The sequence below is a fragment of the Nostoc sp. CENA543 genome (genome assembly GCF_002896875.1).
Classification (GTDB): Bacteria; Cyanobacteriota; Cyanobacteriia; order Cyanobacteriales; family Nostocaceae; genus Trichormus.
Window position 1 is genome coordinate 6,531,641 of sequence record NZ_CP023278.1, and the last position, 25,728, is coordinate 6,557,368.

Annotated in this window: 24 protein-coding genes; 11 read left to right on the plus strand and 13 right to left on the minus strand. The window is 41.9% G+C overall.

What is annotated here, in order from left to right; genetic code table 11:
• Positions 1-83 precede the first annotated feature (83 nt).
• Entirely contained in the window at positions 84-638 is a 555-nt protein-coding gene (locus CLI64_RS27380) for a Uma2 family endonuclease (protein WP_103140161.1), read from the plus strand.
• Between the two features lie 338 nt (positions 639-976).
• Here the strand turns inward: CLI64_RS27380 and pstB are convergent, their stop codons facing one another.
• From pstB to pstS, 4 genes are all read right to left on the minus strand, one after another.
• Entirely contained in the window at positions 977-1,783 is an 807-nt protein-coding gene (gene pstB / locus CLI64_RS27385; RefSeq protein WP_103140162.1) for a phosphate ABC transporter ATP-binding protein PstB, read from the minus strand.
• Positions 1,784-1,849: 66 nt separating this feature from the next.
• Positions 1,850-2,731: a phosphate ABC transporter permease PstA gene (gene pstA / locus CLI64_RS27390; protein ID WP_103140163.1), complete on the minus strand. Its 882-nt coding sequence runs from the start codon at positions 2,729-2,731 to the stop codon at positions 1,850-1,852.
• A 21-nt stretch (positions 2,732-2,752) separates the two neighbouring features.
• Positions 2,753-3,703, minus strand: a complete 951-nt coding sequence (gene pstC / locus CLI64_RS27395) for a phosphate ABC transporter permease subunit PstC (RefSeq protein ID WP_103140164.1) — start codon at positions 3,701-3,703, stop codon at positions 2,753-2,755.
• A 230-nt stretch (positions 3,704-3,933) separates the two neighbouring features.
• Positions 3,934-5,115 carry a phosphate ABC transporter substrate-binding protein PstS gene (gene pstS, locus CLI64_RS27400; RefSeq protein ID WP_103140165.1) on the minus strand — a complete coding sequence of 394 codons (1,182 nt, stop codon included), beginning with the start codon at positions 5,113-5,115 and terminating at the stop codon, positions 3,934-3,936.
• A 683-nt stretch (positions 5,116-5,798) separates the two neighbouring features.
• Here pstS and CLI64_RS27405 point away from each other — a divergent pair.
• Both CLI64_RS27405 and lspA read left to right on the plus strand, forming a co-directional pair.
• Positions 5,799-6,386, plus strand: a complete 588-nt coding sequence (locus tag CLI64_RS27405) for a biotin transporter BioY (RefSeq protein WP_103140166.1) — start codon at positions 5,799-5,801, stop codon at positions 6,384-6,386.
• Positions 6,387-6,591: 205 nt separating this feature from the next.
• Entirely contained in the window at positions 6,592-7,116 is a 525-nt protein-coding gene (lspA, locus tag CLI64_RS27410) for a signal peptidase II (protein ID WP_103140167.1), read from the plus strand.
• Between the two features lie 156 nt (positions 7,117-7,272).
• Here the strand turns inward: lspA and CLI64_RS27415 are convergent, their stop codons facing one another.
• A complete protein-coding gene (locus tag CLI64_RS27415; protein WP_374703950.1) occupies positions 7,273-7,839 on the minus strand; it encodes a hypothetical protein in 567 nt (188 codons plus the stop codon).
• A gap of 446 nt (positions 7,840-8,285) precedes the next feature.
• Here CLI64_RS27415 and CLI64_RS27420 point away from each other — a divergent pair, with 446 nt between their 5' ends.
• Positions 8,286-10,556 carry a transglycosylase domain-containing protein gene (locus CLI64_RS27420; protein WP_103140169.1) on the plus strand — a complete coding sequence of 757 codons (2,271 nt, stop codon included), beginning with the start codon at positions 8,286-8,288 and terminating at the stop codon, positions 10,554-10,556.
• Between the two features lie 210 nt (positions 10,557-10,766).
• On the opposite strand, the gene CLI64_RS27430 is transcribed toward CLI64_RS27420, so the two are convergent.
• Both CLI64_RS27430 and CLI64_RS27435 read right to left on the minus strand, forming a co-directional pair.
• A complete protein-coding gene (locus CLI64_RS27430; protein ID WP_103140171.1) occupies positions 10,767-12,269 on the minus strand; it encodes a DUF4335 domain-containing protein in 1,503 nt (500 codons plus the stop codon).
• Positions 12,266-12,892, minus strand: a complete 627-nt coding sequence (locus CLI64_RS27435; RefSeq protein ID WP_103140172.1) for a DUF3038 domain-containing protein — start codon at positions 12,890-12,892, stop codon at positions 12,266-12,268. Before CLI64_RS27435 ends, CLI64_RS27430 begins: the two co-directional genes overlap by 4 nt.
• A 455-nt stretch (positions 12,893-13,347) precedes the next feature.
• On the opposite strand from CLI64_RS27435, the gene CLI64_RS27440 reads away from it, so the two are divergent.
• From CLI64_RS27440 to CLI64_RS27455, 4 genes are all read left to right on the plus strand, one after another.
• Complete coding sequence (locus tag CLI64_RS27440; RefSeq protein WP_103140173.1) at positions 13,348-13,866, plus strand: adenine phosphoribosyltransferase; 519 nt, start codon at positions 13,348-13,350, stop codon at positions 13,864-13,866.
• 123 nt (positions 13,867-13,989) lie between these two features.
• Positions 13,990-15,030, plus strand: coding sequence for an ABC transporter permease (locus CLI64_RS27445; protein ID WP_103140174.1), 1,041 nt, complete (start codon positions 13,990-13,992; stop codon positions 15,028-15,030).
• A gap of 85 nt (positions 15,031-15,115) precedes the next feature.
• Positions 15,116-15,397: a hypothetical protein gene (locus tag CLI64_RS27450; protein WP_103140175.1), complete on the plus strand. Its 282-nt coding sequence runs from the start codon at positions 15,116-15,118 to the stop codon at positions 15,395-15,397.
• Between the two features lie 28 nt (positions 15,398-15,425).
• Positions 15,426-16,055: a hypothetical protein gene (locus tag CLI64_RS27455; RefSeq protein WP_103140176.1), complete on the plus strand. Its 630-nt coding sequence runs from the start codon at positions 15,426-15,428 to the stop codon at positions 16,053-16,055.
• A 303-nt stretch (positions 16,056-16,358) separates the two neighbouring features.
• Here CLI64_RS27455 and purF read toward each other — a convergent pair whose 3' ends face one another.
• Entirely contained in the window at positions 16,359-17,858 is a 1,500-nt protein-coding gene (purF, locus tag CLI64_RS27465) for an amidophosphoribosyltransferase (RefSeq protein ID WP_103140178.1), read from the minus strand.
• Between the two features lie 217 nt (positions 17,859-18,075).
• Positions 18,076-20,439, minus strand: coding sequence for a phosphoribosylformylglycinamidine synthase subunit PurL (gene purL, locus CLI64_RS27470; protein WP_103140179.1), 2,364 nt, complete (start codon positions 20,437-20,439; stop codon positions 18,076-18,078).
• Between the two features lie 198 nt (positions 20,440-20,637).
• Between purL and CLI64_RS27475 the strand changes: the two genes are divergently transcribed.
• The 3 genes from CLI64_RS27475 (at position 20,638) to CLI64_RS27485 (ending at position 22,662) form a co-directional block, all read left to right on the plus strand.
• Positions 20,638-21,171, plus strand: a complete 534-nt coding sequence (locus CLI64_RS27475; RefSeq protein WP_103140180.1) for a hypothetical protein — start codon at positions 20,638-20,640, stop codon at positions 21,169-21,171.
• Positions 21,172-21,384: 213 nt separating this feature from the next.
• Positions 21,385-22,242 (plus strand): ParA family protein, encoded by an 858-nt coding sequence (locus CLI64_RS27480; protein WP_103140181.1) that lies wholly within the window; start codon positions 21,385-21,387, stop codon positions 22,240-22,242.
• Entirely contained in the window at positions 22,243-22,662 is a 420-nt protein-coding gene (locus CLI64_RS27485) for a hypothetical protein (protein WP_103140182.1), read from the plus strand. It abuts the gene before it with no gap.
• A 32-nt stretch (positions 22,663-22,694) separates the two neighbouring features.
• Here CLI64_RS27485 and CLI64_RS27490 read toward each other — a convergent pair whose 3' ends face one another.
• The 4 genes from CLI64_RS27490 to groES form a co-directional block, all read right to left on the minus strand.
• The gene (locus tag CLI64_RS27490) at positions 22,695-23,099 is read right to left on the minus strand and encodes a PIN domain-containing protein (protein ID WP_103140183.1); all 405 of its coding nucleotides are present in this window, start codon (positions 23,097-23,099) and stop codon (positions 22,695-22,697) included.
• A complete protein-coding gene (locus tag CLI64_RS27495; protein ID WP_103140184.1) occupies positions 23,100-23,387 on the minus strand; it encodes a hypothetical protein in 288 nt (95 codons plus the stop codon).
• Positions 23,388-23,531: 144 nt separating this feature from the next.
• Positions 23,532-25,166 (minus strand): chaperonin GroEL, encoded by a 1,635-nt coding sequence (gene groL, locus CLI64_RS27500; protein WP_103140185.1) that lies wholly within the window; start codon positions 25,164-25,166, stop codon positions 23,532-23,534.
• Between the two features lie 122 nt (positions 25,167-25,288).
• A complete protein-coding gene (gene groES / locus CLI64_RS27505) occupies positions 25,289-25,600 on the minus strand; it encodes a co-chaperone GroES (protein ID WP_066375868.1) in 312 nt (103 codons plus the stop codon).
• Positions 25,601-25,728 lie beyond the last annotated feature (128 nt).

Below are 25,728 nucleotides of genomic sequence, written 5' to 3' on the forward strand. Positions count from 1 at the left end.
ACACCCCTACACCCCTACACCCCTACACCCCTATTTCAAAACATCGGCAAAATAGAGTTAAGAGTATTGGGCAAGGCAAATTAATGACTACACTCGTCAAATCAATCACCCTAGAAGAATTTTTACAACTTCCCGAAACTAAACCCGCATCTGAATATATAGAAGGAAAAATTAGTCAAAAACCTATGCCTCAAGGGGAACATAGCCGTCTTCAAGGTAAACTCGTCGCCACTATTAATGGAGTGGCTGAACCTCAGAAAATCGCTCTGGCTTTACCGGAATTGCGTTGTATTTTTGGTGGTGCTGCGATCGTTCCTGATATTGCTGTATTTCGCTGGGAACGTATTCCACGCGAACCATCTGGGAGAATCACCAATAGATTTGAAACGTACCCCGATTGGGCAATAGAAATTCTCTCCCCAGATCAAAGCATGGCCAAAGTTCTCCGTAACCTGCTGTACTGTTCCCAACACGGTACAGAAATAGGTTGGCTAATTATCCCAGAAGAAGCTAGCATTTTATCAGTATTTCCCAGTCAACGGGTCGAAATGTTAACGGGGACAGACAAACTGCCAATTCTTAATAACATTGACCTATCTTTAACCGTTGAACAAGTTTTTAGCTGGCTAACTCTCTAATAGGGCATTGGGCATGGGGCATGGGGTTAAAATCTACCTCATCTACCTTGTCTACTTCTCCCCGTTCCATAATAGACTTCTTGCATAAATACTTTGGTGTTGCTGACAATATTGTTGAAAAGCTCACGCAAAGGCGCAAAGACGCAAAGAAGAACGCAGAAAGATAACTCTTTAATTTATGTATTCGGAGTGTTCAATTATTCGTGCAAGAGGTCTAATAACTAATGACTAATGACTAATGACTAATGACTAATGACTATTGACTAATGACTAATAACCAAAAAATATGGGATGCAAATAAAGCATCCCCCATCTGTTGCAATATTTATTGATAATACTTAACCGAATCTGCCACTGACGTAATCTCTAGTGTCTTCTTGCTTGGGATTGTTGAAAATAACTTCTGTGGCATCATATTCTACTAAGTAGCCGATACGACCTCCGGTTTCTGTGGAACGGACGTTGAAAAAGGCTGTCATGTCGGAGACTCGTGCAGCTTGCTGCATATTGTGAGTCACAATCACAATAGTATATTGCTCTTTCAATTCATGAATCAGTTCTTCTACCCGCAAGGTAGAGATGGGGTCTAACGCTGAACAAGGTTCATCCATCAGGATGATTTCGGGTTGGACGGCTACCGCCCGTGCAATACATAATCTTTGCTGTTGTCCACCAGATAAAGATGAGCCACTTTGTCTGAGTTTATCTTTGACTTCATCCCATAAGGCGGCTTGGCGTAAGCTTCTTTCTACCAACTCATCCATATTACCTTTGTAGCCGTTGATTTTAGCTCCAAAAGCAATGTTGTCATAAATTGATTTGGGGAATGGGTTTGGTCTTTGAAATACCATCCCAATGCGGCGGCGTACTTCTACGGGGTCGATATCAGGTGCATATAAGTTTTTGTCATAATAGAAAATCTTCCCTTCTGCTCGGAATGATTCAATTAGGTCATTGAGACGGTTATAGCATCGCAGTAAGGTACTTTTACCGCAACCAGAAGGGCCAATGAAAGCTGTAACTTTATTTTTGGGAATGTCTAGCCAAATATTCTGCAAAGCCAGAAACTTACCATAGTAGACATTCAAGTTTTCCGTTTTTAAAACGGTCTCTGTACTATTCACTGTGCTAATGTTAGTAGCCATATATTGTTTTGGTATGCGTTAAAAAGAAAGCAAAGCAATCTCGCCAAAGCTAGAAAAAATTTGTTTCTAAGCTTTCTGGCGGGTTGCCCAACGAGCGATGATACTAGTGATCAACACCATCAAGACCAAAATCAAAGAAGCAGCCCAAGCTAAGGCTTGCCAGTTCTTATAGGGAGAAATAGCGAAGTTAAAAACCAAAACAGCCAGGGATGCTGTCGGTTTAAATAGGCTATCTGGCCAAAATGATGAAAATAAGGCGGTAAACAATAAAGGTGCAGTTTCTCCAGCTGCACGGGCGATCGCTAATGTAGTTCCTGTAACAATAGCTGGTAATGCCGCAGGTAAAACAACTTGTACTACAGTCTGAAAATTAGTAGCCCCTAACCCTACTGAAGCTTGGCGTAAATCTTGCGATACTAACTGCAAGGCTTCATCGGTGGTTCTCACAATAATGGGTAGCATTAATATTGAAAGCGCAAACCCCCCACCCAGTGCTGAATATGAGCCGAGATTGAGTTTTACTAAGGCTAAAACCACAACCCCATAGGCAAATACCCCTGCAATAATGGAAGGTACTCCGCTTAGGACGTTAGTCGCAAAACGTATCCATCTAGCCAGTTTACCAGAACTAAATTCTGTTAAATAGATGGCAGCAATTACACCTACAGGAATACTAATTAATGCACCGATACCTACCATTAATAGCGTTCCCAAAATAGCGTTCCCAAAACCACCTTGTCCCCTTAAAGGGGCTGGCGGTAGTTCTGTAAAGATGCTGAAATTGAGGCTGCTAAAACCTTGAATTAAGACATAGGACAGTACCGCAAATAAAGGCAATAGTGCCAATATCCCACAAGCAAACGCTACTCCCGTCATCGCAGTGTTAAACATGGTGCGGGGAGATGTGGAAACACGAGTTAAAGCCCTTTCAGGAAAATGAGCAGTCATAAATATTCTTCCACAACAAAGCTATATGCGTTTGACTCGCAGCACGACAAATTCAGCCAAAATATTGACCACAAGAGTCAAAACAAATAAAACTAAAGCTGCATACATCAAGGCCGCAACTTGTAAACCACTGGCTTCGGCAAACTGATTAGCTAGTAGGGATGAAATAGTATTGGCTGGTGCTAACAGTGAGATGTTGACATTGTTAGAATTACCAATCAACATAGTCACAGCCATTGTTTCTCCCATTGCTCGACCCAGTGCCAACATCACAGCACTGACAATACCAGAGAATGCTGAGGGAATGAGAACTTGAAGAATTGTTTCCCAGCGTGTTGCACCTAGTCCTAAAGAGGCTTGTCTTAAACTAGGCGGTACGGAAATGAGTGCATCACGAGAAATAGCTGTGATGATTGGTAAGGTCATGATCGCGAGAATCACGCCCGCAGGTAACATTCCTGGGCCAGTGGGAGGGGTGCTAAAAATGGGCAACCACCCAAGACTACTATTTAGCCATTTCCCCAAGTTAGTTAAAATTGGTACTAGTACAAAAATTCCCCAGACACCGTACACTACACTGGGAATAGCTGCTAGTAATTCTACCAGAAACACTAAGACGGTGCGTACTTTACCTGGCAGAAAGTCTTCACTTAATAGTACAGCCGTACCTACACCGATAGGTACGGCTAATAGTAAACCAATAAAAGCACTGACGAGAGTTCCATAGATTTGAGGTAGCACCCCATAGGTTTCATTGACTGGATTCCAGGTACTTTGGGCGAGGAAGCCAAGACCAAACTTCTGGATGGCTGGCCAAGCATCAACCATGACCTGGAGGGTAATCCATAATAGAGTACCTGCGATCGCGATCGCAAAAATTCGAGTCAGCCAAATAAAACCTCTGTCTAATGATCGCTCTGCATCGGAGCGATTCTTAATTGCTGCTGGCAGATTCTGAGAATTTGTAGCCATGACGACTGACTGTAAAAATTAAATCAGAGATAAATGTGAGAAGCAACCAGATTACTAAATAGTTGTCGTTGCCGTGATCAAAACCATAAAAACCTAGATTGATTAAGTTTTTAGGCGTTCATCAACTCACAACGCAACGCATGACATGAGATTAACTAGTACAACACGGCATCAATTCAGTCATGCACAATCAACTCTGTTACCTGTTCGTAATAGTTCCAGACCAATAACTATTTGCTAGCACTTGTACTGCTACCAACAGCAATTTTATAATCTGGGCTGATTTGGTCAGCAGCAGTAGCAACTTTTTGAACTACATTTTGAGGTAAAGGCACATATCCTAATTCAGCAGCTACTTTTTGTCCTTCAGTTAAGCCATACTCAATCATGGCTTCAATGGCTTTAGCCTTAGCTGCGTCAGGATATTTCTTATAAACCATAATCCACGAATATGTGACTACAGGATAAGAGTCAGCACCTTCAGGATCAGTAATAAAAGCTCTTAAGTTTTCTGGGAGAGTTACAGCTTCTAAGGTTTTAGCGGCTGACTCTTCTGTCGGAACTACGAATTTTCCACCTTTGTTTTCTAAAGCAGCAAACTTCAAATTGTTTTGTTTAGCGTAGCCGTATTCAACATAACCAATCGAACCTTGTGTTTGCTGAATTTGTGCGGTTACACCTTCATTACCTTTAGCACCCACCCCAGTAGGCCAATTAACGGTTTTACCATCGCCTACTTTGCTTTTCCAGTCTGGACTAATAGCACTGAGGTGTTTGGTAAATACCCCTGTAGTACCGCTACCATCAGAGCGATAAATTACTGTAATGGGTTGGTCAGGCAACTTGGCCTCTGGGTTAGCAGCTGCTATTTTAGGGTCGTTCCAGTTTTTAATGTTACCTAGCAGAATGTCAACATAAACAGCCCGTGGTAACTTGAGTTCACCAACATCAGGCAAGTTGTAAGCCAGAACAATACTACCTGCTGTCATTGGTAGTAATATCACACCTTTATCTGTCGACACTTTTTGGATTTCTTCATCCTTCATTGCCACGTCGCTGGCTCCAAAGTCTACAGTCCCTTTGGTAAATTGCTCAACACCAGCACCACTACCTACTGACTGATAGTTGACTTGCAAATTAGGATACTTTTTGTTTAAGTCTGTGAACCAACTTTGATATAAAGGTGCAGGAAAAGATGCACCTGCTCCTGTTAAGGAGACATTACCACCTAAATCTAATTTCGCAGGGCTGGAAGCTGTAGCATCTTTAGTAGTGCCAGAGGAAGCATCATTAGTATTATTATTGTCTGATGCTTGCTGTCCACCACAAGCAGTTAAACCTGCTGCTAGTGCTAATACTGAGATTAAGACCGGAACACGGTTAATTTTTTTTGTCTGTAGACGTGAAAGCATAGCTTGTCAATTGTGAGTGAATTTCCACATAGGCGTTTCTAACCTACCTCCTATGAGTAGTATTTAAAGTTAAGGCAAGGTTAACAAAAAAGAAAGAATATATTTTTTTTAGATTAGGATACTGAGTTATTTAGAAAATTAGCTAGATAAATTTTATACCCATTAATTATTATTTATTGTTCATCGAACATTTAACAATCTATAATGTGTATTCACAAAAATCTATTAATTTCTATTCAGATGCCCTTAGTCAATAAAGAATTTGTCACCAGAATAACCACTCTTGACCGCTAGATTTATTTTTACATGAAGCAAAAATAAATATGTATTTATACTGAAAAATTTTTCCTTTTTACTTACAAAATAATTGTAATGCCAAGAGAAGTTAGAAAGCTGAGGTATGACCTCGTAATTATGGCACAAAATCTAGTTTACAAAACTCTTAGAGATGTGAGCGATCGCCTAGTTAGCACGCATAAACACCAACAATACTGTCAATTATTTTACCACAATATCTAAGGCAATCCCATAAGACAACAATTAAATCAAAATGCAAAAAAATGAACTGTTACAACAAACTACAAATGTAAATCTCCACTAATTGAGGGTATCAGCATGAGTCCCAGTTACATAGATTAATGCCTATACTGGTTGCTGTTAGTTTTCCTTTGGCCTCATAATCAATGTTTGCCGCTTCCAATCAATTGCTCTGGTCTATGATTGGCTTACTCTTGACGATAGGTGGTACTTTTCTCGAAGCCCACAGTATTGCCTTACCCTGGAGTTGGAGTCAACATGGAATTAAAACTGTTTCTTTAGGTGTCTCTTATCAAATTGGTGCGGTGCTATTAATAGGCTGCCTGGGAGGACAAAATGCTGGCGCGCTGTCACAAATTGCTTATTTAGTGATGGGGTTAGCTCTACACCCTGTATTTGTTGATGGCGGCGGTGTTGGCTACGTGAGATTATCTCAATTTGGCTACTTATTAGGATTTATCCCTGGTGCATGGATTTGTGGCTTTGTGGCTTTTCAAACTAGGCCGAAGTTGGAAACTCTAACATTTAGCTGTATTTGTGGCTTGTTAACAATCCATCTGTGTGGAATTATTTATTTAATTGTTAGTCATGCTTTTCAAGGGCAAGGTTTGGATAATCCCCTATTAACACAAACCATTCTCAATTATTCTTGGTTTGCCATACCTAGCCAGCTAGCTGTAGTTTGTGCAGTCACCGTAGTAGCATATGTGTTGCGACACTTAATGTTTTATTAGTTGTAGGGTTAGAAGCTAAGTAAGTCGGTGAGAAAAAACCTAACTATCTTAAGAAATGTAAACTAGGCTAAAATCCTCTTTCCCCCTGCTCCCTGCCCCCTTGCCCCCTGCCTAATCAGAACCACAAATATTTACCCTGTTCTACTTAGTATTTTTTAGTACCTGCGATCCAATTCTTAGTCCTGATCCTCTACCCCCTAGTTTCATGCGTTTCAAAAATCCTCTGTTTCTAAGTCTTGCTTTTGTCATCGTCATTTTAGACCAATTAACAAAATACTGGGTGGTAGAAGTAGTTGCGTCTTGGCCGTTGGAAACTGTCACTAATCCAAAAACTGGCTTGACCTACGATAGACACACCCTACCACTCTTACAAGGGATATTTCATTTAACCTACGCAGAAAATCCTGGCGCAGCCTTTAGCATACTAAGCGGACAGATAGATTTATTACGCTGGCTATCTTTAGTAGTTAGTTTAGTTTTAATAGGATGGGCTTTGTTTGGGCCAGTTTTAAATCGTTGGGAGCAGATAGGATATGGCTTTATCTTAGGTGGTGCGATAGGTAACGGTATTGATAGATTTGCTCTAGGTTATGTAGTTGATTTTTTTGATTTTCGACTGATTAATTTTGCTATCTTTAACGTGGCAGATTCATTTATTAGTATAGGTATTGTTTGTTTATTAATTGCTTCCTTGCAGAAAACGCCTAGTCCCAATCGTAGACTGCATTAACAGAGTTTTTGATCCATAAAAAAAAGGGACAAGTTGGAAAAACTTGTTCCTTGAAAAGTCTTGTTTTTTGATCCTTGTGGATTTTAGGAGGAGAGAGGTGAGAAATCACCGTCTCTACAGAAAATTTATTTATTCCTTAACAGATTTGCAGCACTTTTACTTTCCAGTAGCAGGAGTTGAAGGTAAATCAGAGCTGGGAAGTTGATTTGGAGATGCGCTTTCCGGTGCGGGAGAGGTGCTTTCAGGAGTGTTAGATTCTGGTGCTGTGATATTTCCTGGTGCGGGAGTGGTGCTTTCAGGAGTGTTAGATTCTGGTACTGTGATATTTCCTGGTGCGGGAGTGGTGCTTCCAGGGGTAGTAGATTCTGGTACTGTGGGATCTCCTGGTGCGGGAGTGGTGCTTTCAGGAGTAGTAAAGTCTGGTGCTGTGGTATTTCCTGGTGCGGGGGTAGTGCTTTCGGTGGGTTGAGTTTCTACTTCAGTGCTACCAGGCGCGCTGGGTGTGGTAGGTGTAGTAGACTGATTACCTGCACAACGAGAATTAAGTGGAAAACGTTCACACAGAATTTTAAATCCTTCTGGTGACAAGTTAATTTCCGTTGGGGAACTTGTAGATGAGCTACTAGATTGAGCAATTGGGGATTTACTAGATTGAGCCAAAGCCATGTTAGCTGTGATTGCCAAAGTCAGGGCTGTACCAATCAGGGTCAGAGATTTTCCCATAATTCTGAACTTAACCTTAACGGAAACGGAACACTCGCACCATTAAAACAGACAATAGATTTTTTGAAAATATTCCTAAATGGGGATGTTTGCTTTTGTTGTAATGTTATGTGGATGTGCAGGGTAATAGAACTTCAAAGATTACTTTGTTGTTCAAAGTTGTAATAAATACTAAAAAGGGTAAGTAATATATGGTGCTATTAGATAACTAAAAATCAGTTTAAATAACCATTTTGCCGGATAATTCAAGATTTTAATTGGTATTAATGAGTAACGAAATAATCAAGTAAATTTACTTGAGATACAATCTCTTGATGTAAGATTGAATCGGCAATAATTCCGTATAGCCAATTAATGTTTTGGCTTATGAGTAAAATGGTGTAAGACCAATCAGAGAAACTGCCATTAACCCGATTCTTCACTCTTCACTGTGATGTAAGTAGCCGATGAACTCTCCCCAACCTCCCCAAAAGCCACAAACGTTACTTGGTCAACTGACTCAAGCAGTACATACGATTCAAGCTAGGGTTGACTTTTCTAAATTGGCACTCAAGCCTAATGCCAAGGTACCAGAACTCTGGGTGCAGGATGCCGGAGCAGATAAGGCAGAGATATATCCATTGTTGGGCGATCGCTATCTTCTAGGGCGCAGTTCCAAATCCTGTGATATAGTCATCCGCAACCCCGTTGTCAGCCAAATTCATCTGTCCTTATCGCGGGATTCTTCACACCGTAAACCCGTGTTTGTGATTAAAGATGAAAACTCCACGAATGGCATTTATCGCGGTAAGCGACGCGTTAATAACTTAGAACTACGTCATGGCGATATTCTCACCCTCGGCCCGCCAGAGCTCGCGGCTTCAGTGCGTCTGCAATATGTCGATCCGCCACCGTGGTACGTCAAAGCTGCAACCTGGACTGGTTATGGTGTAGCTGGTGTGAGTGCCTTGCTAGGATTGGTGATTGGGGTGGAATCTTTAAAATTTCGCGTCCGTCCTCTACCCACAGCGACCCGTGCGCCTGTGGTAGTATATGCCCGTGATGGTAGTACCCCTTTACGTGAACCCAGAACAGTGGCTCACGTAGATATGAAGCGGCTAGAAGATTTTGGGCCTTATTTGCCGGCGGCGGTGATTGCTTCGGAAGATAGCCGCTATTATTGGCACATCGGGGTTGACCCCTTGGGTGTTTTACGGGCTGTGTTGATTAATACTCGGAGTGGGGATGTCCAGCAGGGAGCTAGTACCATCACCCAGCAGGTGTCTAGAAGTTTATTTCGGGAATATGTGGGCGCGCAAGACTCCATTGGGCGCAAAGTCAGAGAAGCCATTGTTTCCTTGAAATTAGAAGCATTCTACAGCAAAGATGAAATTTTGCTGACTTATTTGAATCGAGTATTTTTAGGGGCGGATACCTCTGGATTTGAAGATGCGGCTAAATATTACTTTGATAAATCAGCCAAGGATTTAAATCTAGCGGAAGCCGCTACTTTAGTGGGTATTTTACCTGCTCCCAATGCGTTTAACTTTTGTGGAGATGGGCCAAGGAAACTGGATGCAGCCGACTATCGCAACCGTGTAATTAAACGGATGCTAGAAATGGGCAAAATTAGCCAAGAAGAAGCTAACCGCGCCAGAAGATCCACAGTACAAGTCAGTCCCAAGGTTTGCGAACAGCAAGCTAAGACCATTGCACCTTATTTTTATGATTATGTGTTTGTGGAACTAGAGAAAATTCTGGGTGAAGGTGCAGCCAGGGAAGGCAATTACATCATTGAAACTCAGCTAGACCCCAGAATTCAAGCTCAAGCAGAAGCATCTCTGCAAAATGCTGTCAGAACAGCCGGTTCAACTTTCCGCTTTTCTCAAGGGGGAATGGTCACTTTAGATACTAGAACTGGCAGTATTTTGGCTATGGTAGGAGGCACGGACTATCGGCAAAGTCAGTTTAATCGGGCTGTACAAGCGAAACGTCAACCAGGTTCTACATTTAAAATTTTTGCCTATACCCAAGCCCTTGTCCAAGGTATACCAGCATCCAGGACATATTCCTGTTCTCCTTTAACTTGGCAAGGTTTTACTTATCGGCCTTGTCGTTCAGGTGCAGATATAAGTTTAGATATTGCTACTGGCTTGGCACTTTCAGAAAACCCTATTGCTTTGCGGATAGGTAGGGAAGTGGGTTTAGATAGAGTGGTGTCAATGGCACAGCGTTTAGGGGTAAAGTCATCCCTTGAACCCGTACCAGGTTTGATATTGGGTCAAAGTGTAGTCAATGTTTTAGAAATGACTGGTGCTTTCGGTGCTATCGGCAATCGGGGCGTGTGGAATCCTCCCCATGCTATTAGTAGGATTTTAGACAGCAGTGATTGCCGCGATCGCAATGATTTTAAAACCTGTCGTGTCATTTACTCCTTCGACCAAGACCGAGAAGCCAACAAAAGAGTTTTACCCACTGCTGTCGCTGACGAGATGACTAATTTAATGCAAGGGGTAGTAACAAGAGGGACTGGACGTAGCGCAGCCCTTGGACTTGGGGAAGCGGGTAAGACTGGTACAACCGATAAAAACGTTGACTTGTGGTTTATCGGTTTCATCCCCAGCCGCCGACTAGTTACAGGCGTGTGGTTAGGTAACGACAATAATTCACCCACTAACGGTAGTAGCGCACAAGCTGCTCAGTTATGGGGCAATTATATGCGGAGAATTACAAGGTAAATTGACAATGGGGCATGGGGCATGGGGCATTGGGCATTGGGCAAGTAGGAAGTGTGGGAGGGGTGGGAGGTGTGGGAAGATAGGGAAGAAATCTTTCCCCCCACACTCCCCACACTCCCCACACTCCCCCATCTTCCCAGTCCCCAGTCCTCAGTCCACAATCCCGATTCCCGATTCCCAATTCCCGATTCCCCATTCCCCAATCCCCAATCACTGATACCCCTGCCAAGGAGTAACTTCTAACTGACCACTAGGTTTGAAGATGACTTGAAAGTGTGCTAAAGCTTGTTTATTATCAGGGGCGGTGGAATTAGAACCGTAAACAGCTTGCATAATTTGGGGTAAAGGTGTTTCCCGAAAATAGTCAAAAGCTACTTGGTTTAGAGGTTCATAATCAGCAATTACGCCGTCCTTATTAATAGCAACACGGTACTTCAAATCTTTGTTGAAGGTGGGGGTACCACCCCAATTTTGTCGGACTGTATCGTAAAGTGTTTTATTTAAAGTTTTGATGGTGTTGGAGTCTGTGATTTTTGCCCCTATGACTTCTGGTGTTCTGGCATATCCCCGCCAAGGACTCACCTCTAATATGCCTTTACTGGTAAAAACGACCTTAAATTGGGCAATGGGTTCATTAGGAATGGGAGGACGTTTAGCCAGACTATAAATGAGGTTGGGCAAGGGAGTTAATTCTATACCTTGGTTGGCTTCTTTGTTGACGGCTTTGTAACCAACAATAGAACCATCCGCCGCGACTCCCACACGATAAACTAAATCCTGTTTAACTTCTGTGCGACTTTTCCAAGAGGGTTCAATTTGATTCCAAACTTGACGATTTAAAGCTTTGAGTTGAGAGGGATCTGTAATTTCATTAACGTTACTTAAAAGTGCTTCTAAATCTTTGATAGCAGGTGGAGTTGTGGCTGCTGTAGGTGCGGGAGTTGCAGCGACGGTTGTGGCTGCTGTAGGTGCGGGAGTTGCAGCGACGGTTGTGGCTGCTGTAGGTGTAGACTCAGCAATGGGTGTGGTTGTAGTTGTTGTGCTGGGAGTCTGAGTGGGAGCATTAGTTGAGGTGTTAGAACTTTGCTCCTGTGGTTTAGTTTCTGGTGGACGAACTTCTGGGGCAGGAATTAAACTGAAGGCGATCGCTGCCACTGCTAAACTAGAAACACCAATAGTTGCGGGTACGGCTTGTTTGATAATGGCTTGACTCGCACCACCGTAACGCCTGGTGACTGGTTGCAGTTCTAAAGATAACTCCGGTAAAGTTTGGGTGTCTGCAAAAAATTGATCTACAGCTTCCACCAAATCAAACAACTGTACTGTATTTAAATCAATTTGAATGGGCTGTTGATGACGATTAGCACCAGAATTAAATTCATCCGGCGCGTTTTCAGCATGAACTATCAATCTGTGGTGGTTAGCGTCAATTTTCTGCAATTCCACCAATTCTGAGTCTTGGTTATGTGCTTGGGGATTGGGTACATTACTTAAAAATTCCTGAGCATAGCCGCTTACAGCTCTCACCAAGCTTTCAAAAAACTCTCTTCCTCCTACAAGGGGTTGATTGTGATTGGAGATATAGCATTCTGCATTGACCAATATTGACAGTTCTGGACGCAGTTCTTGAAACTGTGCGCCGCGTGTAGCATCACTTAATCCCTCTAGAAGCAATGTACAATTAGGTAAACTGTACTTACGTTGAATATTCATTCCACTTCACCGTCAAAAAGACTAATCCAGAAACGCTGCATTCCTGCTGTACCAGTACAAAATAACAATTGTCCTAGTAAATTTATCGCTAAGTCGTTCAATTTTTCATCAGAATTTACAGCCAATGCACCAAAACGACGGGCATTCATTCTGCTTTTGAAGTGCGCTCTAAATCTTTCCAAATAATTAGATAGGCGCAAATTCTGTTCTAAGGGGATTTGTTTGTCGTTCATCTGCTGACAAATCATCAGCATTTGCCGAATGACAACTGTTAACCGTCGAGCGATGTAACAGGCAATCACTACTAAGGCTTTTGCTTCCATAATGCTTAAAGGGCGGCGGATATGCGCTCTTCTGATGGGGTTAGAACTACGCATCCGCCACAAATTTACCCTATCTTTGACAATGCCCTTCAAATCCAACTCTTCAGCAAAAGCCAGGATAGCTTCAGAACCACCTAATTCTAAAGCTTCTATCGCCAATAAGATGAGATCAATTTGCAATCTAGTTCTAGCGGGACATCCCTGTCCGGCGATCGCGGGATCTGGTAAAGTGTCCAAAATCATCGGCAATGATGGGGGGGTTGGACTATTGAACGGCGTTAAGCTTGCTGAGACATTCATTCTATAAAATACCTTATGCGGTTCTAATAGACTAGGTAAAACTAGTACAACTAACTTTAAGATCAACAGCTAATAATCAAGATTAAACTTGTAGCCATAACAAGTCTAATGGATATATACATTACTTAGTGCTTCTACTCCTGGAGTGACTTTACGTAAATTTAAGTTTTTAAAGCATAATTTTACTCTTTTGTCCTGTGAGTAATAATCTATCTTCAGCTTGGTGTAGATTCGCGATATCGTCAATGGATAACAGCACGGATACTATCATCCCAAGCGTATGACATTATAGTGTACGATTTTTCAGGTAACTGGGGGCATGGGGCATTGGGCAAGTAGGAAGTGTGGGAAGGGTGGGAGGATAGGGAAGAAATCTTTCCCCCCACACTCCCCACACTCCCCACACTTCCCCATCTTCCCAGTCCCCAGTCCCTAATCCCCAATCCCCAACAACTATGGATCTAAAATCTCTCATTCGCGACATTCCAGATTTTCCTAAGCCCGGCATTATGTTTCGGGATATCACTACTTTACTGCGCGATCGCGAAGGATTGCGCTATACTATTGACTTTTTTACAGAAAAATGTATTGAGTCTGGTTTTGAGGTTGATTATGTTGCGGGTATGGAGTCACGGGGGTTCATTTTTGGTACACCATTGGCTTATAGATTAGGTGCTGGTTTTATCCCTGTCCGCAAAAAAGGCAAGTTGCCAGCAGCAGTCCATTCAGTGGAATATCAGCTAGAGTATGGTACTGACTGTTTAGAAGTGCATCAAGATGCTTTACACCCAGGTAGCAGAGTTTTAATCGTAGATGATTTGATTGCCACTGGAGGAACAGCTACTGCCACGGCTCAGTTAGTCCAGCAAATAGGCTGCGAATTAGTGGGATTTGGGTTTATTATCGAGCTACGAGATTTACAAGGACGTAAGAATTTGCCAGATGTGCCAATAATTTCTTTAGTTGAATATTAGTCAATAGTCAATGGTCAATAGTCCACAGTGTTCTGTTTAACTTATGAACCAAAACTAACTTAGTAGATACTTCTCAGGTTGATTGAGGGGAAATTGTTAATTTGAAATTCGGAGCAAGGTAACGTGACTTCTACACGCATTTCTGGGGATACGTTTTGGAACTGGTTGATCAGATTTATCACCAGCGAAACCTTTATTTATGTAGTGAAACGGATATTGCAGTCGCTGTTGACTATTTTGTTAGCGTCGGCGTTGACATTTTTCATTATGAAATTGTCCCCAGGGAATTATGTAGACACACTGCGGTCAAATCCAAAAATTTCCCCAGAAAGAGTAGCAGAATTAATCAAGCAATTTGGTTTAGATAAGCCGTGGACAGAACAATATAGGCTATGGTTGTGGCGCATTATCACTAAGGGTGATTTTGGTACCAGCTTTGTATACCAACGTTCAGTTGCATCGCTGTTGTGGGAGAGAGTACCAGCTACTTTACTTTTAGCGATCGCTTCTTTAATTTTCACATGGGCGATCGCTATTCCTTTAGGGATTGTGGCTGCTGTCAAACAAAATAAAGCCGCAGACCGGATTTTGCAGGTGATTAGCTATACCGGTCAAGGATTTCCCAGTTTCATTACTGTGCTGTGTCTTTTAATATTCGCCCAATACACCACACCGTTATTTCCAGTCGGTGGAATGACGAGCATTAACCATACAGATTTATCTTGGTTCGGTAAAATCCTAGATGTAGGCTGGCACATGATTTTACCTACTATTGCCTTGAGTATCACCAGTTTTGCCGGCTTACAACGCATCATGCGTGGTGAATTACTAGACGTACTAAGACAAGACTACATCCAAACAGCACGCGCCAAAGGACTTCCAGAAAATCGAGTTATTTATGTTCACGCGTTGCGTAACGCCATTAACCCGTTGATTACTTTGTTAGGTTTTGAGTTAGCTGGTTTATTAGGCGGTGCATTTATCGCAGAACAGTTCTTTAACTGGCCAGGTTTAGGTAGATTAACCCTGCAAGCCGTAATTGCCAAAGACCAATATTTAGTCATGGCGAGTCTAGTCATGAGTGCTGTATTGCTCAATGTCGGCAACTTAATGGCAGACTTATTACTCAAAGTAGCAGATCCTCGTATTCGTTTAGATTCTTAGTCACTATTCACTAGTCATTAGGAAACAAAATCTTGAATTTTGAATTTTGAATTTTGAATTTTGAATTGATTAGTCCCCAATCTCCATGCTCTCCGAAGTCTACTACATACTGCGCTCTAAAGCTGATGGGCGTTACCTCACAGCCCGTCCTAGTGAAGAAACATCAGGTTATTTATTACTCTTTCGGGAAAATTTTGATGCTTTAAGTTATCTCAACACTCACGCGCCAGAAGTTGCAAACCGGTTTGCTATTGAGTCACTTCCAGGTACACAGTTGGGTAGTTTGCTCAAACGCTGGGGTTTTATAGGTGTGGGGATTGTGACTGACCCATTGTTGCCGAAGGTGGATTTTCTACAGCACAGTTGAGTAATTCAGCGTCAGGAAGCAATAAATTATGGCTTACAGTGACTTTACTATCCGCAAAGTCAAACAAGCTTTTGGACTCAGTACCATTGAAGGAGAAAAATTTCTACCACAAATCACCCCTATTACTCCTAGTTCTACCTTGAGTGACTTTTTAGCAGAAAGCTTACCATTAGCGATCGCCACAGGTAGCGAAAAGGCACGTTCTGAGTTAATTATTAGTCCGGTTTTACTAGAAGTCCGCAAGATTTTACACCGACAAATAAGTCTGTTTTCAGGGACAGAATTTACTGTGGATGCCGCATCTGGATTGAGTGGAGTTTGTGATTTTTTGATCAGTCGCTCTCCTGAACAATTAGAAATTGAAGCTCCAGCCGTAATTATTATTGAAGCGAAAAAGGCAGATTTAAATTTAGGAATTGGACAATGTATTGCCGAAATGGTTGCTGCTCAAAAATTTAATGAGATGAATAATCAGCCTATTTCTAGAATATTTGGCAGTGTTACCAACGGTACTGCTTGGCGGTTTATCCAACTCACAGAACAAACTGTCACTATTGAGTTAACAGATTATCCTCTGCCTCCAGTTGATTTCATACTAGGAATTCTAGTCTGGATGCTATCTTCTGGTAACTATAACAGGGAAAAGGAACAGAGTTGAAAGTTTTTTGATATCTAGGTTTTGCGATTAGTGGGACGTAGACAAAAAGTAGGCTGAAAAAATCATCAAAGGTATACACCAAAAAGCTTTGACATCGTTTTACTCAGTTTCTTAATATATCTGAGTTTGAAGCATTTTTGAGCATTCAATGTATTTATCTTGCCCTGTATAGCTTTGAGCCTTGTTTCTACCTCAACAATGTCTAAGTCCCGATATTTGAGGACTAAAGTCCTTATTACAAACACATTAAAAAAGTAAGCTAGGTTTTCCCCGCTTACTTTTCTAGTCTCCAATTCCTGGTTTCTAAACTACGACTTTCTCCAAAATCAATTTAGAACGCTTCACCTGTTCTGGGATGGCTACGGGGTAATCTCCAGTGAAGCAAGCGGAACAAAAATTATTGGTGTCTTCCCCTGTGGCTTCCAACATTCCTGACCAACTCAGGTAAGCGAGGCTGTCTACTTCTAATTGTTGCGCGATTTCTTCTACAGATTTGGTAGCTGCAATCAATTGATCCTGGGTATCGGTGTCAATACCGTAGAAGCAAGGATGAGTAACCGGTGGGGAGGAAATCCGCATATGTACTTCTGCTGCACCGGCTTCACGCAAGGCTTTGACTAGTTTGCGGCTGGTTGTACCCCGCACGATGGAGTCGTCAACAATAATCACTCTTTTACCCGCCAACACATCTTTAAGCGGATTGAGTTTCATTTTGATTCCCGACTCCCGCATGGTTTGGGTAGGCTGAATAAATGTGCGTCCGACATAGCGGTTTTTAATTAAGCCTTCACCGTAGGCGACGCCAGAGGCTTGGGAAAAGCCAATAGCCGCAGGTATGCCAGAATCGGGAACTCCAAACACGATATCTGCGTCCACATAGGATTCTTTTGCCAATTGCCTTCCTAAACGCATCCGATAGCTATACAAGCTTTCATTGTGCATTTGACTATCGGGACGGGCAAAGTAAATCATTTCAAAAATACATAGTTTGGGTTGGGGTTTTTGACTCCAATGGTAGGAGGCTAAACCTTCGTCGGTAATCCAAACTACTTCACCTGGTTCAACATCCCGCAGGTATTCTGCACCGATAATATCTAAACCGCAGGTTTCAGAAGACAAAACATAACGGACTGGGTTTTCTGGTAAAGTCCCGATAACTAAGGGACGAATGCCATTAGGGTCACGCACACCCATCACACCGACGGGTGTACCTATCACTAAACTAAATGCGCCTTGACAGCGATGAAACGCCTGAATCGCTCCTTCTAACCAGTCCGCACCTGCGTTAACTGCTTCTGCGATCGCAAAGGCAATCATCTCTGAATCAGTGGTTGTCACTAAGTTAAAATTGCTCTTGACTAACTCTTCCCGCAACTGCACAGTATTGACTAAATTGCCGTTATGTGCTAAAGCTAGTGAACCTAAGCGGGTGTCCACTACAGCAGGTTGAGCGTTGACTTTGCGACTAGAGCCGGTGGTGGAATAGCGAGTGTGACCAACCCCAATACCGCCAGGTAACTCTTCTAAAATCGACTCATTAAAGACTTGAGACACCAAACCCATATCTTTGTGCAGGTGTACGGTTGTCCCATCAAAGGTGGCAATGCCAGCTGATTCTTGACCCCGATGTTGTAGGGCATACAATCCAAAATAAGTTAGTTTGGCAACATTTTCTCCTGGTGCGTAGATGCCGAAAACTCCGCAAGCTTCTTCAGGCTTGTCAGGACGATTTCCCAGACCATTAATTGAGTCGTCGGTATGCTGGGCGTATTCATCCAAAGTGACGGAATCGATGGGAATCATGCTAGCTTTGCTCCTGGTTGGGGTGTCAAGTCACTGGGATTATTTTTTATGAACTGGATAGCGATGCTACTCTTAATAAATCTTTAACCATCCATTAAAACACTACCTTAAATGTGTCCAAAGATGCTATTGATTTGATGGAATTGGGAATTGGGCATGGCAATAGGTCAAAGATAATTTTTACCTTTTGCCTTTTGCCTTTTACCTTTTGCCTTACTTATTCTCTGACGTAAACTAAACGTCTAGCGATCGCATTTTGATAAAGATTGTTCATCTCTTCGATACTAGCTTGAATTAAGGTTTGGTTATCAGTGGTTAAAACACTTAAACCTGTATCGTGATTACCGACTGTACCGAGTTTTTGCCATGCCTGAGCCAAATTAGTCTGTAAATATGATTCCCAATTTTCTTGTTCTGCTGGCGACACGGACACAATAATTCTTGCCCCACCTTCACCAAAGAGTAATTCATCGAGACGTTGTGACTGGCTAGTTTCTAAATCAATTTGCGCGCCTAGTTTACCACCTAGACAGCATTCTGCTAAAGCGATAACTAAACCACCCTCAGCACAATCATGGGCTGAATTTACCCAACCTGCACGGATACCTTCACGACAGACGGCTTGCACACGACGTTCTAAGCCAAAATCCACCTTAGATGGTCTACCTGCAACAGTGTTATGAATTGCGGCTAAATATTCCGATGCGCCTAAATTATGGGGAGATGAACCAAGGAGATAAATTACATCACCTGGATTTTGCCAACCTTGACCACAAATCTTAGTTAAATCAGGAATCAGTCCAACCATCCCCACAACGGGAGTCGGGTAAATAGGTTGGGGATTACCTTGAGAATCAAGGGTTTCGTTATATAAAGAAACATTACCACCAGTTACAGGAGTAGATAATTCTTGACAACCTTCCGCTAAACCGCGACAAGCTTCAGCCAGTTGCCAATAACCAATGGGTTTTTCGGGACTACCAAAATTGAGGTTATCTGTCACCGCTAAAGGTTCTGCACCCACACAGCTAAGATTCCGCGCCGCTTCCGCGACTACTGCCTTAGCTCCCTCATAGGGGTCAAGGTAAACATAACGGGGATTACAATCTACTGTAGCTGCTACACCGCTTGGGGCATTAATACTTTCCCCCTGCTCACCTGCTCCCCTGCTCCCTTGCTTCCGTTCCAAAGGCCGTAAACGTACCACTGCTGCATCTGCACCACCAGGGAAAATAACAGTATTATTCTGGACTTGGTGGTCATATTGACGATATACCCAATTTTTAGAGGCGATGGTAGGTGTATCTAGTAAAGTCAACAAAATATCACGCCAAGTTTTTAGATTCCCTTGAATTTCAATTCCCGCAGTTGTACAAGCAGGTAAAGTATCAACCGACCATTGCCAAGCTTTTTGGGCATATTCTGGGGGTTCTGCTAATAACTCACGCTCATACAGTGGGGTATTTTCTGCCAAAGCATCAGCCGGAATTTCGGCGGCGACTCCACCCTGAAAGAGAATCCTCACAATAGGTTCGGCAATTACTGTACCTGCAACAACCGCCTGTAGTCCCCAACGATGGAAAATATCAATTAATTCTTGCTCTCGTCCTTTATGCGCGACAAACAGCATCCGTTCTTGGGACTCAGAAAGTAAATATTCATAGGGAACCATCCCTAATTCCCGCACCGGAATCTTATCTAAATCTAATTCAATCCCGACACCACCTTTGGCTGCCATCTCGGAAGTAGAACAGGTAATACCCGCAGCACCCATATCTTGAGCCGCCACTACTGCACCTGTTTTAAATGCTTCCAGACAAGCTTCTATGAGTGACTTTTCTAAAAAGGGGTCGCCTACTTGCACCGCCGGACGGTCATCAATTGATTCATCACTTAATTCTGCACTAGCAAAACTAGCTCCTCCCATACCATCGCGTCCGGTGGTCGAACCAACGTATAACACAGGATTTCCCAGACCAGATGCTCCAGATTTGACGATTTCCGGCGTTTCCATCAAGCCTAGAGCCATGACGTTCACTAAAGGATTACCGGAGTAAGCAGGGTCAAAGTAAACTTCACCGCCGACAGTGGGAACCCCAACACAGTTACCATAGTGGGAAATACCAGCAACTACGCCAGAGAATAGCCTTTGAGTTTTGGGGTCATCCAGAGAACCAAAACGCAGGGAGTTTAACAAAGCAATAGGACGCGCGCCCATTGTGAAAATATCTCGAAGAATACCACCTACTCCGGTGGCAGCACCTTGAAATGGTTCAACTGCTGAGGGGTGGTTATGAGACTCAATTTTAAAAGCTAGTTGCAGTCCCTCACCCAAATCTACAACCCCAGCATTTTCCCCAGGCCCAACCAAGATGCGGGGGCCAGTGGTGGGAAACTGTTTGAGTAAAGGACGGGAATTTTTATAGCAACAATGCTCAGACCACATTACCCCAAACATTCCCAATTCGGCTTTGTTGGGATGACGACCTAAGCGGCGGACAATTTCTGTATATTCTTCTGGTTTAATACCTTCAGCAGCGATTTCTTGGGGAGAGAAGGGAGCAGGAGATGTGGCAGTCATGGAAATAATGCACCAAAGAGTCCAGAGCATTATTGTATCGACTTACCTGTGCTGTATGTGCAGTTCTGGGAGAGCAAATTGTCACTTTTATTTCCCAGCCAACTCAGCCTTCCAAGCATGAGTTATGGGAAACAGACTTTTGAGAAGTGCGTAGGTTTAGCCCGTTGTCAAAATTACTCTATATAGAAGGCTACAGTCATGGTGTGGATATTTAGCTTATCAGCAGAATGTGGATCTGAAGAAATCATTGCCAGTAAATTTGCTCAACACTTTATGGGGCCAATATTGACGCTATCAAATGGTAGCCCATGCCTATGTCGTGCAGAAACTTTTCAAGATATCGAAAACAATTGGTGGTGTCGCGTTTACCCCAATAATATTAGTGAACTAGGAATAGATAGCCCTGAAAGTGCTTATTTAATGACAGAATTAGGTATTCTACTCTATAAACATCTACGTACTGCCCTACAATTTCGTTATGCTTTAGTAGGTGTTGAAGTAGATGAATTTAGAACCTATAGTGAACTGATTGAAGACTTACCTAATTTATCTATACCAGGATTAGTGTTAGCAAAAAAAATTCAGCAGGAAGTTGAGGCATTACAAGTTTTTAGACTTTTTACTTCTGGTTATGTTTGGCAACCTTATGAGGGAGAAATTTACAATCCATTAATGGCATCTCCAGACTTAAAAAATAAACTTGATGAACTTTTGGCTGCAAGTTTAACTTAGTCTTGATGAATTAAAGAAACCCACATAATAACCAACCACAATGATTTTTAAATCGAATCCTTTTTAAAGGACGAACCTGTGATCAATTCGATAAAAATCTAATTTATAATAGTTGCATATATTAATGGGTATTTTTATTTGCTTTACTTATATAATTTAAATTATTAATTTTTAAGGGAAATATAAAACTATCTATTCTATATACCAAAAAATATGACAGCTAAAGTTGTTAGTATTTGTAACCTCAAGGGTGGGGTAGGTAAAACTACGATAGTTATGGCTTTGGCAGAATATCTAGCAGGCGATACTATGTATCGCAAACGGGTGCTTGCAATTGATCTTGATCCTCAAACTAATTTGACTGGCGCACTGATGTCTGAAGAAGTTTGGGAAAAGCAATTTGAAAGTAGAAAAGCTACTTTGCCATATTTATTTAGAAACCCCGAAGATTTTCTAGAGAATTTTAAACAGCATAATTTTATAGTGAAAGAAAATATATCAAACGTCAGAAACAGAAATTCTTTTACTTGCTTACATCTTATACCTAGTAGTCCTAGATTATTTGAAATCCAGGAAGATTTACCATCAAACTATTCTTCTATTAACTTAAAACCTGTTGATCTTATTCGGAAAATAATAAAACCTTTATTGGAAAATTATGATTATGTTTTAATAGACTGCCCACCAAATATTAACCAAGTTACTAAAAGTGCATTCTTAGCTAGTGATGCTTGTATAATACCTTGCGTACCAAATAGAATGTCAATTCAGGGACTAGATTTATTGCTAGAACAAATTGATAAATTTAATAGAAATTATGTCCATAATCTAAAACCAGTGGGGACTTTAATCTCTCGTTATAACCGAACCATAGCCCAAAGTGAAAATTTACAATCAATTATTACAAATCCTTTTTATCCACACGTATTTCAAACCAAAATACTAGAAAGAGCAAGAATTGCGGAAGGTTTAGAATTGAGTAATTATTTGACATATAGACAAAAATATGACGATTCCCATAGTTCTATGGTAGAACTAGCCAAAGAGTTCATTCAAAGAGTAGGTAAATAAATGGATTACTCACAAATTGCAAGTTTATTAAGGGCAATTGCAGATATTATAGAATCTGAACCCAAATTAGCTAAAGCTTTAGAAAAGCATTTAAGCAATCGTCTAAGCTCTCAATCATATAATAATTTACCAAATTCAAAACACAATTTTACCAACGATTCTAATAATTTAGAAAACGGTGATGCTGTATTAGCAGAATGTCGGCGAATCTTACGTGAACAAGGTGAAGAAGAATTAAACATTTACCTGACTGAATTAGGAGAGCAGATTAGGGAATTATTAAAGTATGGCCAACTAGACAGAAATCGCTCTATTCGTCGGCGGAAAGACTTAAATAGTATTGTTGAGCATATTATTGAACAATTAGTAGCTCAAGATAAAAGTGGCAAAATATTTGCACGCACAATTTCTGAAGATTAAATTTATCTAAATTATTTATAATTTGTTTTTCATTATAAAATTAACCAATTTTCTAACTGTAAATCTTTCACTCTAGTTAAATCAGAATCATGAGAAACTAAAATTAAATCATGAATTATAGCGGTAGCAGCTATCAAAATATCCGCATCCTGAATAATTTGACCTCTGCTGGTTAAATCAGCATGAATTTCTGAGGCTTTTTCAAAAATTTTGAGATCATCTAGAAATAATATAGGATAATCTTGGCAAAATTGTTGAAATAAAGCTAGTTTTTTAGTGGCATTACTTCTTAAAAGTCCTCTTTGGATTTCATAGTAAGTTATGCCACTAATCAAAATGTCTATTTCTAACCTACTTACCTCTTGCAATTTTAAGTTGATTTTGACATTTTGTTTTAGTGATGCTGAAACAATATTAGTATCTAATAAATAACCCATCTAACCTCGTTTTACGGATTCGTCAAAAAGTTGCATTTGCTCTGGTGTCAAATCATTTAGCATTCCTGAAACTAAATGTAAGGATAAAATCCTTTTAATACGTTTCGTCAATTCTTCCTCAGAGATGCTTTCCAGATCAGGAACAGCAGCCGGATCAAAAGTACGATTAATCATTGCAATCATTTCCTGTTTATTTAAGTTTTCCTGATAAAGATGATTATTGTCAATTAAGGTTTTGACAATTTCAGTTAGTCTCTGAGAATTAGGTTGATGATTAATCAAAGTCATAGTTAAATTTCCTCAAAATAATATGTCTGTCGCTTAAATCTTATGTTAGCAGTTTCCATTTTTCTGGAGAGGTAAGAGTTGACAAAAAATAGCCGCCTCCATTCAGGAAGCAGCTATTTTTTAAACTTATGTGACTACAGAATATTAGTAATCGAAGTCACCGCCGCCAGCACCAGCAGCAGCAGGCGCGCCATCTTTGGGTTCTGGTTTGTCAACAACGATGCACTCGGTTGTTAACACCATACCAGCGATAGAAGCAGCGTTTTGCAGTGCAGAACGGGTTACTTTCGCGGGGTCAACGATACCAGCCGCGAGCATATCTACGAATTCGTTGGTAGCAGCGTTGAAACCAACGTTGAATTCCTTCTCTTTGACGCGTTCAGCAATTACAGCACCGTTTTGACCTGCGTTTTCAGCAATTCTCTTCAGAGGTGCGGGTAATGCACGAGCAACAATCAAAGCACCGGTTAATTCTTCTTCTTTGAGGTTGCTGTTAGCCCAAGCTTCGAGTTCAGGGGTGAGGTGAGCTAGGGTTGTACCACCACCAGGAACGATACCTTCTTCAACAGCCGCTTTGGTGGCGTTGATAGCATCTTCTAGGCGGAGTTTCTTGTCTTTCATTTCGGTTTCGGTAGCTGCGCCAACTTTCACTACAGCTACACCACCAGACAATTTAGCTAAACGCTCTTGGAGTTTTTCTTTGTCGTAGGAAGATTCGGTTTCTTCCATTTGACGACGAATTTGTTCTACACGAGCTTTAACTGCAACGTCGTTACCTTCAGCAACAATTGTGGTGCTGTCTTTGGTAATGGTGATGCGGCGTGCTTTACCTAAGCTATCCAGCTTGGTGTTGTCGAGCTTCAAACCAGCATCTTCGGTGATGAGTTGACCGCCGGTAAGGATAGCGATATCTTCCAGCATAGCTTTGCGGCGATCGCCAAATCCAGGAGCTTTGACAGCAGCAACGTTGAGTACACCGCGTAGACGGTTAACTACTAAGGTTGCTAAAGCTTCTTTTTCAATATCTTCAGCGATAATCACCAAAGGACGACCAGCACGAGCTACTTGCTCAAGAACGGGTACTAAATCTTGTACCAGTGCAATTTTCTTATCTGTTAACAACAGGTAAGGCTCATCGAAAATTGCTTCCATCCGTTCTGGGTCGGTGGCGAAGTAGGGGGAGATATAGCCTTTGTCAAAGCGCATACCTTCGGTAACTTCCAATTCGGTAGTTACAGACTTACCTTCTTCTAAGGAAATAACGCCTTCTTTACCGACTTTGTCCATTGCTTCCGCAATCATCTGACCGACTTCATCGTCGTTACCAGCAGAGATTGCGCCTACTTGTGCGATCGCCTTAGAATCTTCTACAGGACGAGCGTGTTCTTTAATTTTTTCTACCAAGAAGTTGGTAGCTTTATCAATACCGCGCTTTAAGAGAATAGCGTTTGCGCCTGCGGCTACGTTCCGCAAACCTTCTTTGACGATGGCGTGAGCCAAAACGGTAGCTGTGGTTGTACCGTCACCTGCTGCATCGTTGGTTTTAGAAGCAGCTTGGCGAATCAAAGACACGCCAGTGTTTTCAATATGATCTTCTAATTCGATTTCTTTAGCAATGGTTACGCCGTCGTTAACGATTTGGGGCGCACCAAATTTCTTTTCTAATACTACGTTGCGACCTTTGGGGCCAAGGGTAACAGCTACAGCCTCAGCTAGAATGTCGATACCACGCTCTAGGGCGCGACGAGCGTTTTCGTTGTAAATAATGCGCTTTGCCATAGGTGTCTTAATCTCAGGTAGTGTGAGTCAATTTGGTTTTGAAAATTAATTTGGGCATGGGGCATTGGGCATTGGGCATGGTTTATGCTTATGCTTTGTGTGCCGTCACCCGCACCACTCATTTAGCCAACGACTGCTAGAATGTCTTTTTCAGAGAGCAGTACGTATTCTTCAGTGCCGAGCTTGATATCTGTGCCAGCGTACTTGGAGTACAGCACTTTATCGCCAACTTTAACTTCCAATTCTTGACGGCTACCGTCGTCATTACGTCTGCCAGGGCCAAGGGCGACTACTTCACCTACTTGGGGCTTTTCTTTCGCGGTGTCGGGCAAGTAAAGACCACCGGCGGTCTTTTCTTCGGACGCGCTTACTTTGACAAAAACGCGATCGCCTAAAGGTTTAACTGTAGATACGCTTAAAGATACAGCTGCCATAATTTCAATTTCTCCAGAGTTAGCACTCTCAACTCCTGAGTGCTAATTTATCGAAGAGTAACCCCCAATGGCAATAATTTGGTGTGTACGGGTTTCCGAACTATGGTTGGTGATTAGGCATTGGGCAT